Genomic DNA, 10,797 nt, shown 5'->3' on the forward strand with positions numbered 1-10,797 from the left:
TGTTTCCATTAATCAGGACAAATCCTATTGTCAGGGCCGGGGATGCTAAAGAAAAGCCTAAGTTATCAAATCTTTAACTGAAAACTAGAGAAATTTGTGCTAGTAGGGGCCAGCAGATGATAATACCGATCAAAGCGACCCCCAAAATAATCGACAGAAAGTAAAATTGGGTTTGGCCCGAGACGTTATATTTCAAACTCTGACCACCAAAAACCGTGGCTAATCCCACCAGGTTAACGATGCCATCCACCAGAAAGGTATCGATCCAGTTAATAATTTGCGAGATTAATCCGACGACAAAAACGATGGTAACTTTATACAATTGGGCTGTATAAAGGTCGTTGGCAAAGAAATCTTGAAGGGCTTTCGGTTGAAAAACGATCGGTTTGGAGATATTTTCATTCAGGTAAATATAGGCTGCCGGAATTACGCCAGCAGCACTGGAAAGTACCAAGAGAAAAGCCACTCCCAGATTTAAGTCACTTGGTAATAAATGCCATTGCGCCAATAAAATCGGCAGATGAAGGGCGAAACCCATGGTCACAGTCATGGGGATAACTAAGGGCCAAAGAGCTTCCGGAGAGCGCAGGGTCATTGGTTTGATTTTACCGCCAAAGAAAACGCAAAATTCTCTAGTGACACTAAAGGCAGTTAAAGCATTGACCAACAATAGCACTAATAACAGTAAACCACTGATTTCTGCGAGGCGATCGCCCATGCGGGCCAATGACCAAAAACCACCAAAGGGAGGCAGTGCGACTAAACTAGCGGCACCGACGAGATAACAAATACCGGAAACGGGACGACGGGACCATAAACCGCCGTATTGGCTTAAATCTTGGCTGATATTATTCCAAATGATGTTACCCACCACCATGACTAACAGGGACATAGCGATCGCATAAGTAAAGAGTAACACTAAAGCTGTTTCCGTTTGTCCGGTGGCCACAGCGATAAAAATCAGTCCCATGTAGGCGCTGACGGAATAGGAGAGGGAGCGCTTGACATCGATCTGGGCGATCGCAATTAACCCCGCACCGATGGCAGTAACAGAGCCAACAATGATCATTACTTGCAAGGTTAAGGGCGATAATTGTAGCACCGGCTCTAATTTCACCAATAACCAAGCGCCAGTGGAAACAACGACGGTATTCCGCAGAATTGTCGCTGGCATCGGTCCCTCCATGGCCTCATCTAGCCATAAATGCAGGGGAAATTGAGCGCATTTGCCCATCGGACCTGCAATCAGGGCTAAACAGAGTAAATTAGCCACATTGGGGTTTAAATCGGCTGTAGCCGCCCATTCTGCCAATTGGTCAAAGTTCCAGGTTCCCGCCAGGGGTAAAAGGGCCACCACTCCCATCAAGAGGATTAAATCGCCAATCCGTTTGGTTAGAAAAGCATCCCGCGCCCCCGTTACCACCAGAGATTGATTGAACCAGAAACCAATCAGTAGATAAGTGCCGAGGGTGAGAACTTCTAGCACACAATAGCTGAAAAATAGCGAATTACAGATAACGAGGGCGCACATACCCCCTTCAAAGAGGGCGACGAGAGAATAAAACCTTGCCCAACCCCAATCCATTTCTAGATAGGCGATCGCATATACCTGGGCGGCGAGGTTTAAGCCAGTAATTAGCAGTAAAGCCCCGATATTAACGACCGAAATCTGCACATCTAAAGATATGCTTAAATCTGCGGCATTTAGCCAATTAAATGCTATAGATTGGGGCGGACGACCCCAAACGGCGATTAAAGCAAAAAGGCTATGCAAAAAAGCCCAGCAGGTCATGATCAAGTTCAGATAACCGGCCGGTCGCGGGCCGGTTTGCCGGATAATACCGGGAGACCAGGGTAGAGCGAGAAGTGCGCCCGCAAAGGCGTAAAGAGGTACCAACCAGATAGTCTGGCTGAAGGACTCGAACATATAAACACCTCAAGAAGAAAAATGATCCTGAATTAAAGTTTAAGGTTTAATGGCTCACTAATAAGCTGTCACCATTTTTTAACGAGGCATTAATCGGGATAGTTTGACTAGCTTCCAGCAGGTATTTTAAAAAAGCATCGGCAATCACGGAAAGTTGTTTTCCGGCCAGATAACAAACGTACCAATTGCGCTGAATTGGAAACTGTTCCACGTCGAGGATGGCTAATTCGCCGTTTTCCCCTTCCGAGATGAGAGTGTGCTTAGATAGTACCGATAGCCCCAAACCACCAGAAATAGCCTGTTTAATGGCTTCGTTACTGCCTAATTCCAAGCGCACCTTAACTTTAATATCGTGGAGATTAAATAATTTTTGTACCGCTTGACGGGTTCCAGATCCCGATTCGCGCATAATAAAAGGTTGCTGGTTGAGGGATTCAAGGGGGAGATTTTTCTTACCCACCAATGGATGATCCCGTCGCGCCACCACCACTAGGGGATTCTCGAGGAAAGACTGAGAACAAAGTTCCACTTCTTCCGGCGGTTGACTGAGAATATAGAGGTCATCCTCGTTGTTTAACATTCGCTCTTGCAGTTTCTGATGATTAGTCACTTGCAGGGCGATGTCAATACCGGGATACTGTTGACAGAATGCCCCCAGTAATCGCGGTACAAAGTATTTAGCGGTAGTAATTACGCCTAAAGTCAGCTTTCCCTGTCTAGTTCCCTTAATATCGGCCACTTTCATTTGAAAGTTGTCCAATTTATTAAAAATCTCTTGACAGGTGAACAGTAATTCCTGACCCGCTTCGGTTAAAAATAAACGTTTGCCAATTTGCTCGAATAGCGGTAAACCCACAGCTTTTGTGAGTTGTTTGACTTGGGTTGAGACGGTAGGTTGAGTGATAAATAACTCCTCGGCCGCCTTGGTAAAGCTACTGTGTCGAGCGGTAGCCTCAAAAACCCTTAACTGGTGCAGGGTTGCCTGTATCAAGTTCTTATCCCCTTCTCAATAACAACTATTTGTCACCATCAATCCTAACGTTTTTATAGATTCTAGTCAATTAATTTTTTGATAAATATAGACTTTAATAGATATAACCGCCGCTTAAGACCTTTTGTCAGCCATCAGCTTTTTTCTCCCTCCTCCCCTCCTCCCCACTCCCCCACTCCCCCATCTCCCCCACTCCCCCACTCCCCCATTACCCCATCTCCCCAATTCATAATTCATAATTCATAATTCATAATTAATAATTGATAATTCATAATTCATAATTATCTTGCTATAATCAGAAAACAACCATCTATTAAAAATAAAAGACAATGGTTAGTTATCTTGATATTGACGACGATCTTCTTTTCCCCGATAGCGATGGTCAACCGATGGCAGATAATACCGAACAATATGAGTGGATTGTCAAAATTAAGGAGAATTTAGAGATTATCTTTGCCGATGACCCTAAGGTGTTTATTGCCGGAGATTTACTCTGGTATCCTCTGCGTTCTACTTTGGTTTCACCGGTTGCTCCCGATGTGATGGTAGCTTTTGGTCGTCCCAAAGGACGGAGGGGTTCCTATCGTCAATGGCAGGAAGAAAATATCGCTCCTCAAGTGGTTTTTGAAATTCTATCACCGAAGAATACAAAAGCAGAGATGAGTCGAAAATTAGAGTTTTATGACACATATGGTGTAGAAGAATACTATTTATATAACCCGATGCGCTGTCGTTTACAAGGTTGGCAAAGACAGAGAGAAAATTTAAGAGAAATTATCCCCATCAATGACTGGATAAGTCCCCGTTTAGGTATGCGTTTTATCTGGAATAAATCTAGTTTAGAATTGTATCGTCCTGATGGAGAGAAATTTTTAACAACTGTTGAGTTAGAGTCTCAAATGCGTCAAGAAAAGAAACGTGCCGATAAAGAAAAGAAACGTGCGGATCGACTAGCGGAACGCTTACAGGCGTTAGGATTAAGTTTAGAAGAAGAATAATACCATTTTTCTTTATTCGTAGCAGGCATGACCATCTCTGTCGTTACTTTTGAAAAATAGCATTAGAGCAGGTTTTTTTCCTAGGTTATTAGTAAACAGTTATTAAGTTCACTTAAGTAGGTAGGCGTTAAAAGTTGTCAGATGCCCCCCTTATTAAGGGGGGATTAAAGGGGGGACTAAGGGGGGATCGGCACCCCCCTTATCAAGGGGGGCAGGGGGGATCGAACCTAAAATCCATTTTTAATTTAATTATAACCAGCTACTTATTACCGATAACTGATAGCTAAAAAAATATTTAAACTTCTAATAAATTTTCTAGGCGATCAAGAACTATATCGGTGATACACTTAATCCGGTATAAACAGGCTTTAGTATCTGTGGAGTTGAAAGTGCCATTTTCCCAATATTTGTTACTACCGGCACCACCCCCACAAACCCCAAAATAATCGCATTTTTGGCGACATAAATCGACTCCACCGCGCATATCAGCGTAAATTTGTTGAAATTTCTCGGTTTCACAGATAGATTCCAGAGAATCGGTCAAAACATTACCAAAGATAAAATCGCCGTAGGGTTGGGTTTTAATCGATAGTAATTCCGGATCAAAAGTGGAAAAATTACCTTGATTATCAAAATTGACAATCATAAAAGGTCGGTTCATATCGGTATTTTCTAAGCGTTCATCGGCATAAATCAAACTACAGATCGATTCAAATTCTCGCAGCTTAAATTCTCCTTGTTTGGCCGTGACTAACTCCCAAAATCTGGCAATAAACTGGCGATAACGTTGTTCAATACCTAATTTATCTAAGGAAGATTGCGAATGAATCCCCTCGGTTTCTTCCATATTAAAAGCCACATCGGTAAGACCATGATCCCAAAAAAAGTTAAAAATTTCGTCGGGATAGTCGAGAGAATCTTCTGTTAAAACAGCGATGATACTGACATCAATTTCATGTTTTTGCAAGAAAGAAATCCCCCGCATTGTAGCAGCATGACTGCCAGTTCCCTTGCGGTTTTGCCGGTGGATATCGTGAATAAAGGCCGGTCCATCAAGACTGACTCCCACATAAACATCATGCTTTTTAAATAATTGACACCAAGCATCGTTAATATAAGTGGCGTTAGTTTGTACTGAATGACGAAAACAGTAACCCTGCTGATTATATTTCTCGCTAACTTCCGCAATTTTGGCGAAAGCACTTTCATAAAAACTGATGGGAACTGCTAAGGGTTCGCCGGCGTGCCAGCAAATGGTAAAATCATCTTGGAGAAAACGACTACTAAAAACCCTCTGAAAAATCGGCTCGATTAAATCTAAGGATAAGGTATTTTTTAAGTGGCGATCGGGTAAATAACAATAATCACAATTGAGATTACAAAAAGAAGTCGGCTGCACGACTACTAAGGTAATTGGACCACAATCCGACCAATCTATATTTGTGTTTTTTTCCATCATTCTATTTTTAAAATTCTCCCTTAAAGTATGATAACCGATAACTGATTCTGGGAATTGTATCTTAATTCTACCTATACTATTTCCTATTCCCTCAATAATAAATAATATAATTGACCCGGAGTATTAATTAAACCGGCTCGCTTGCCAGCATTTTTTCCTGTTCCCATAAAAATATCTACCCTCCCAGTACCTTTAATCGCGCTGCCAGTATCTTGATCGAGAACATAGCGACTAACTAATTTTTTATTAAGATTTCCCTGGGGAATTTCTGTCTCAATTACTGCTAAAGCACCGGGGGGAAAAATACTTTTATCTGTAGCGATCGATCTTTCTGGTAAAACTGGAACTCCAATACTACCAGTGGCAGCTGCGCCGTGGGTTTCTCGAAAGAAAATAAACCGATTATTGCGGGGAATATAATTCTTTAATTGCTCAGGATTATTTCTGAGAAAATCTAAAACCATTGGTAAGGTTAAACCCTCAGCAGGAAAAATACCATCGGCAATCATTTCTTTTCCCAGACTGGTGTAGGGATGCTCGGTATTGCCATCAAAACCAATGCTCATAATTTGACCATTAGGTAAACGTAATTTCGCCGAACCTTGCACATGAACTAAATAAGCTTCTAAGCGATCTTTTAACCAGACTAATTCGTATCCCGCTAGACGGCTATTTTCCCCCAGTAAACCATCTTTTCCCTCTAATTCTACCCTAGCTGGATGGGGTTTAGACCAGCGAGAAAAGTTAGCAGGTCGGCGATAGAGAGGATATTTATACTCGGCGGTTTTTTGCCGACTTGCTTGATAAATTGGCTCAAAATAACCAGTAAATTTAACATTTCCCTGGCTATCATTACCCAAAGAACGATACCAAATAAATTCTTTTTTTACTGCCTTTTGTAGAGCTGCGGGAGTGGGAGAATTCTGCACTAATTGACGAAAACGTACTAAGGAACGCTGCACTCGCTGACGAGTTATTTCAGGAATAGGATAATTTTGATAGGCGCGGATCGCCGCCGAGCTATTCAGATAACGTAAACTATGATCGATCGCTTGTAGTAGGGTTTTTTTGTCCGTTAGCAGTCGTTCATCGTATCCCGTAGATGTTCCTAATTCTGAGATTTCAAAACGTTCTAGGGGCAAATTTGCGGGGGTGAGGGCAATTAATCCCAAGCTGAGGGGGAGGAGTGTCAAAAGGTGTTTCATGGTGATAGGAGTGGGCAGCTATTGACTCGATTAACGATGGAGAAGGATAAATGAGAAAAGTTGTTTCTTGTTTATATCATGAGGATAGTTGTTGCCGATAAATCTTAATTTGTTCCAAGCGAGGGCCGACCTTAGAAATAATGGTAAATTCTAAATTTTGGTAATATAATTGTTCTCCCACCCTCGGTATTTTTTGCCAATGATGGAGGATAAAACCAGCTAGGGTTTGGTATTCATCGGCCAAGGGTAAGCTTAAATTTAATGCTTTGTTCACGTCCTCTAAATTCATTTGTGCTTGTACGAGAAAAGTTGATTCATCGAGGAGTTGGTATTCCAATGTTCCTGATTGATCACTAGGGGGAAAAGTTCCTAGAATCTCGCCGATTAAATCTTTGAGGGTTAATAAACCGGCTGTTCTGCCAAATTCATCCACAATGATAACCATCTTTAAGAATGATTCCTGCATCACTGTCAGTAATTCATTTAAAGGGGTAGTTTCGGGGAAAAAACGCACAGGTTTTAACCAAGGTTTAATCGGGGTTGTTAAATTTAACTGACCTTCGGCAAGGGGTAAAGCTAAATCTTTAAAATCGATCAGACCACGGATATCATCACCAGAATCTCCTGCCACAGGATAGCAAGAATAGCCACTGTTAACCACGTTGAGCAATAATTCCTGAAAAGTTGCGGTCGAGGGAATAGCTATTAAACGGTTATGGGGAACCATGATTTCCGCAGCAGTGATTTCGCCAAACTGGAAGACATTATTTAAAATTTTCCTTTCCGCTGCTTCTAATCCCGTTAATTCCCCTTCCATGCTGATAATTAATTGTAATTCCTCGCAAGTTACCCGATTAGAACGCTGTAGATCCACTTCGGGGATACGGGTTAAAACCAATAAAAAACGAGTTGATTGGTTCAGAATACCGATAAAAGGCTTAAAAATCTGGGAAATAACGCCAATAGGTGCTGCTAATAATCGCGCCATCGGTTCGGCATAAATTAAAGCGAGGGATTTGGGATAAAGTTCCCCAAAAACTATCTGGAGATAGGCAACAATTAAAAAAGCTAGACAAAGAGAGAAACCATGGGAGAGAAGATTTTGCCAGTTTAAAGAAAAGGGTAAAAAACTTAGTAATTTCCTCACAAAAACGGTCATGGTACTCTCCCCGATCCAACCTAAAGCTAAACTAGAAAGGGTGATGCCTAATTGGGTAGTGGAAAGTAAGCGATCGAGACTTCTTTGTAGAGATTGTACCGTCTGCGCTGGCACATCTCCCGCGGCCACTAGCTGACTGATGCGGGTACGACGGACAGACACAAGCGAAAATTCCGCCGCTACGAAAAAAGCATTGAGGACGATTAGTAAAAAGACTAAAATTAAACGAGTCAATAAATCCTGATTATCCATAGCGAAAAGGCAAAATTCGCCTTTTTTAAAGCCTATCCTTTGGTTTCGTCCTTTGATTGCGGTTGGTTTTTCTGTTGTTGCATATAAACTCTCACTCTTTTAATTACTTCTTCTTCTTTAACGGGGATAAAAGTTTGATTGCGACCATAACTGGTGCGATCGTTGGTAAACTTTTTAGCGGGGTTGATATCCGGTTGACTGACTCCCTTCAGGGAGGCGATTCCCAATTGATAGGCTACCCAACCGCTACCGAAGCCGGCGGCTAACATGGCTACCATCAAAAGGAGACCTAACTGCAAGGAGGTGCTGATTGAAAATTTTTTCATCTTGGTGGGGCTGAATTTTCACGTTCAGAGTAATTACCGATCTATAATGAGTTAATAGTATAACCCAGGGTTGGCCGAGCGGTTGAGGCAACGAACTCATAATTCGTGCTAGGCAGGTTCAACTCCTGCACCCTGGATAGTTTTGATGGCTTCGGGTGATCGGCTTCGACTGCACTGGAGTAAGTTAATCTTGTCCTTGTTGGTGCAGAACACAATCTTTTTAAGCCGCTGCATACTAAGGTGATCATGTCAAGAACTCCAGAGTTTCTTTTTCTAAGGCTCTGTCTTAAAGCGGTATTCAGAGTGTAGGGTGCGTTAGGCGGTTACTAATTTGGTCAAAAAACCAAAACTAACAAGCCGCCGTAACGCACCACTTGATCAGAATTGCCAATCGTATCAATGATAACTTATCGAGAAATATTTAGCCCGTGATTAGCAATAATGTCGATTTTAAATTTCCCATAATCGCTAAATCAAATCTCTTTCATAATTCATCATTCATAATTTATCTCAGATATCGAGTTCCGCCAAATGCGATGTTATTGACAACCCTGTTGACTGAGATAACGCAACAAATCTCGACGCTTCATGAGGCGATCAAAGTCGGTACAATTTGGACATGGGTTGATGCAGAAAAGATTAGATAAATTGGTTCTTCTAAATCCGCTTCTGCATCTGTTAACAAACCATTAGGCAAGGGTAAGGATTCCCCCCTAGATAAATTAACTTCTGCCATGTCCACCAGCGCACTAGCTAAGGAAGGGCGTACTGCTGCTAGATCATTTCCCCAGGAAATCACGCCAGGAAAATCCAAGACTTCTCCATGGACTCCCTGTTCCAAAAATTTATACATTGCTTTGTAGGTAAGCATCCAATTTATACTCCTTTCTTTCAGCGAATTTTTTGATTAATATAGCGTTTCTGATTCACAAGAGGTACATTCCCGATCCTGAACAGCTTAATCAGCAAAGGTTTAAGTGTGCCGCACAGATGCGAGAACCGCTATAGATTAAGATATTGTTTTTATTTACTGAATTTGATTATTCTCTAGCCACTTGGTAGCTTCACTAATAAACAATTTTGCATTTTCTAAAGTTTTGCCTGCTTGTTGTTGAGTGATGGGTATCGTTTCATCATAATCACTTAACTGTCTTAAATCAAAAGTCTCACTCAAGGTTCTTGATAAGTTTTGAGATAATTCTCCAGTTTTAATAAATTGTTGTCCAAATTGTTGAATCAAGCCTCTGTGAGTTCTAGTATTGACGTTTTTAGCAGCCAAGAGAGCTTGTATTGTATAATATAAGGCGTAATAAGCCCGAGAAATACAAGCACGATATAGAGTATTTTCCCACAAAATTTCAGCAGCATATAATTCTTCTTTAGCTAGACTTAGTAATGTTTGAATGCGGTTCATAAAGCTATACCTTCTCGGCGAATATTTTCTAATAAAGGAGTATCTTTACATAAAAAGTCTTCTTCAGATATGGGCAAAACTGAGATGAATTGATCGTATTTAAGGTTAATTTGATTTTTAACTTCTCCCATACGGAAAATTTCATCTCCAGGAGAAACTGGACTTTTTAAAATTACCATGATATCAATATCAGAGTCTTCTGTTGCATCTCCTCTGGCTTGAGAACCGTATAGAACTAAGTTTATTAATTTATCGCCATAGATTTTTTCTAGTGCTTGGCGAAATTCTGTGATAATTTTTTCAAGTTTTTTCATAATTTATCAATTTTAGACCTTCAAACTATTTTCCCAAAACTTTAGCCCCATCTTCTTGCAGTTTGTCATTAGCTGTTTCAGATTGATGTTTGTGTATTACCAAGTCGATAAAATTGTTAACTTCCAGTAAAAGTGACTCTGGTAGTTGTTACAATTTAGCGATTGTAGTTTGACGAATAGTCATGAGAACAACCTTCCCCAAAATCCTTTTTCCAGTCTTTTCACTTGATCAAGAGTATATTGGTATTTATCCATCGTGTTCTGTTGCACGTAAAGTTGTGCCGCTTGATTATAGTCAGCGATCGCACCTTGCTTGTCTCCTAAGTTAGACTTGGCATTCCCGCGACCAATGTAGGCATAAGCATAGTCGGGTTTGATTTGAATGGCTTGATTGTAGTCAGCGATCGCACCTTGATTGTCTCCTAATTCACCTTTGTTACAACCACGATTAAACCACTCTTCGGCTGTCAATTTTACCGTTTTTGAATGTAACTCTGGCTTGACTTGAGTAATGCCCCACTCTAGTTTATGGAAGGCAGCAGCATCATCAATCTTCTTGAAACTTACCCAATTAAGTTCTTGTAGGAAGAGTAAATCACCAGGAATTTTATGGTTCTTCGGTTTGTGTTATGCAATGGAGGGGGGTTATAAAGGATAAAACCCTTACACAGAAAGACATTGCTTCGATTTTGGCTAATTGTTTTCTATCTAGAACGAGCTAATCAATTGAGTCTCTTGCCCTATAAGGATTT

Annotated in this window: 11 protein-coding genes and 1 tRNA gene; 2 read left to right on the forward strand and 10 right to left on the reverse strand. The window is 41.1% G+C overall.

What is annotated here, in order from left to right; genetic code table 11:
* Positions 1-73: 73 nt before the first annotated feature.
* Together O9332_RS07545 and O9332_RS07550 are read right to left on the reverse strand one after the other, a co-directional pair.
* Positions 74-1,927, reverse strand: a complete 1,854-nt coding sequence (locus tag O9332_RS07545; protein ID WP_002761529.1) for an NAD(P)H-quinone oxidoreductase subunit F — start codon at positions 1,925-1,927, stop codon at positions 74-76.
* A gap of 46 nt (positions 1,928-1,973) precedes the next feature.
* The gene (locus O9332_RS07550; protein ID WP_002761530.1) at positions 1,974-2,918 is read right to left on the reverse strand and encodes a LysR family transcriptional regulator; all 945 of its coding nucleotides are present in this window, start codon (positions 2,916-2,918) and stop codon (positions 1,974-1,976) included.
* A gap of 329 nt (positions 2,919-3,247) precedes the next feature.
* On the opposite strand from O9332_RS07550, the gene O9332_RS07555 reads away from it, so the two are divergent.
* A complete protein-coding gene (locus O9332_RS07555; protein WP_288024671.1) occupies positions 3,248-3,916 on the forward strand; it encodes a Uma2 family endonuclease in 669 nt (222 codons plus the stop codon).
* Positions 3,917-4,211: 295 nt separating this feature from the next.
* On the opposite strand, the gene grrM is transcribed toward O9332_RS07555, so the two are convergent.
* The 4 genes from grrM to O9332_RS07575 form a co-directional block, all read right to left on the reverse strand.
* Positions 4,212-5,372 (reverse strand): cyclophane-forming radical SAM/SPASM peptide maturase GrrM/OscB, encoded by a 1,161-nt coding sequence (gene grrM / locus O9332_RS07560; RefSeq protein WP_043999274.1) that lies wholly within the window; start codon positions 5,370-5,372, stop codon positions 4,212-4,214.
* An 86-nt stretch (positions 5,373-5,458) separates the two neighbouring features.
* A complete protein-coding gene (mltA, locus tag O9332_RS07565; RefSeq protein ID WP_004159397.1) occupies positions 5,459-6,580 on the reverse strand; it encodes a murein transglycosylase A in 1,122 nt (373 codons plus the stop codon).
* 76 nt (positions 6,581-6,656) lie between these two features.
* Positions 6,657-7,991 (reverse strand): hemolysin family protein, encoded by a 1,335-nt coding sequence (locus tag O9332_RS07570; protein ID WP_004159402.1) that lies wholly within the window; start codon positions 7,989-7,991, stop codon positions 6,657-6,659.
* A gap of 32 nt (positions 7,992-8,023) precedes the next feature.
* Positions 8,024-8,317 carry a hypothetical protein gene (locus tag O9332_RS07575; protein WP_004159404.1) on the reverse strand — a complete coding sequence of 98 codons (294 nt, stop codon included), beginning with the start codon at positions 8,315-8,317 and terminating at the stop codon, positions 8,024-8,026.
* 64 nt (positions 8,318-8,381) lie between these two features.
* On the opposite strand from O9332_RS07575, the gene O9332_RS07580 reads away from it, so the two are divergent.
* A tRNA-Ile gene (locus tag O9332_RS07580) sits at positions 8,382-8,454 on the forward strand.
* A gap of 449 nt (positions 8,455-8,903) precedes the next feature.
* Here the strand turns inward: O9332_RS07580 and O9332_RS07585 are convergent.
* From O9332_RS07585 to O9332_RS07600, 4 genes are all read right to left on the reverse strand, one after another.
* Positions 8,904-9,188 carry a type II toxin-antitoxin system HicB family antitoxin gene (locus O9332_RS07585; protein ID WP_288024677.1) on the reverse strand — a complete coding sequence of 95 codons (285 nt, stop codon included), beginning with the start codon at positions 9,186-9,188 and terminating at the stop codon, positions 8,904-8,906.
* A 156-nt stretch (positions 9,189-9,344) separates the two neighbouring features.
* Positions 9,345-9,731: a HEPN domain-containing protein gene (locus tag O9332_RS07590; RefSeq protein ID WP_004159406.1), complete on the reverse strand. Its 387-nt coding sequence runs from the start codon at positions 9,729-9,731 to the stop codon at positions 9,345-9,347.
* On the reverse strand, positions 9,728-10,045 hold the full coding sequence (locus O9332_RS07595) for a nucleotidyltransferase domain-containing protein (RefSeq protein WP_004159407.1): 318 nt from the start codon (positions 10,043-10,045) through the stop codon (positions 9,728-9,730). Before O9332_RS07595 ends, O9332_RS07590 begins: the two co-directional genes overlap by 4 nt.
* A gap of 180 nt (positions 10,046-10,225) precedes the next feature.
* Positions 10,226-10,516 (reverse strand): tetratricopeptide repeat protein, encoded by a 291-nt coding sequence (locus tag O9332_RS07600; protein ID WP_004159408.1) that lies wholly within the window; start codon positions 10,514-10,516, stop codon positions 10,226-10,228.
* Positions 10,517-10,797 lie beyond the last annotated feature (281 nt).

It is taken from the genome of Microcystis sp. LE19-10.1B (genome assembly GCF_027530565.1).
Taxonomy (GTDB): domain Bacteria; phylum Cyanobacteriota; class Cyanobacteriia; order Cyanobacteriales; family Microcystaceae; genus Microcystis; species Microcystis aeruginosa.

Bases quoted from the DNA above. Each gene is read 5' to 3' on its own strand.
- O9332_RS07595 (WP_004159407.1), bottom strand. From the start codon at position 10,045: ATGAAAAAACTTGAAAAAATTATCACAGAATTTCGCCAAGCACTAGAA.
- O9332_RS07575 (WP_004159404.1), bottom strand. From the start codon at position 8,317: ATGAAAAAATTTTCAATCAGCACCTCCTTGCAGTTAGGTCTCCTTTTG.
- grrM (WP_043999274.1), bottom strand. From the start codon at position 5,372: ATGGAAAAAAACACAAATATAGATTGGTCGGATTGTGGTCCAATTACC.
- O9332_RS07545 (WP_002761529.1), bottom strand. From the start codon at position 1,927: ATGTTCGAGTCCTTCAGCCAGACTATCTGGTTGGTACCTCTTTACGCC.
- O9332_RS07590 (WP_004159406.1), bottom strand. From the start codon at position 9,731: ATGAACCGCATTCAAACATTACTAAGTCTAGCTAAAGAAGAATTATAT.
- O9332_RS07570 (WP_004159402.1), bottom strand. From the start codon at position 7,991: ATGGATAATCAGGATTTATTGACTCGTTTAATTTTAGTCTTTTTACTA.
- O9332_RS07555 (WP_288024671.1), top strand. From the start codon at position 3,248: ATGGTTAGTTATCTTGATATTGACGACGATCTTCTTTTCCCCGATAGC.
- O9332_RS07585 (WP_288024677.1), bottom strand. From the start codon at position 9,188: ATGCTTACCTACAAAGCAATGTATAAATTTTTGGAACAGGGAGTCCAT.
- mltA (WP_004159397.1), bottom strand. From the start codon at position 6,580: ATGAAACACCTTTTGACACTCCTCCCCCTCAGCTTGGGATTAATTGCC.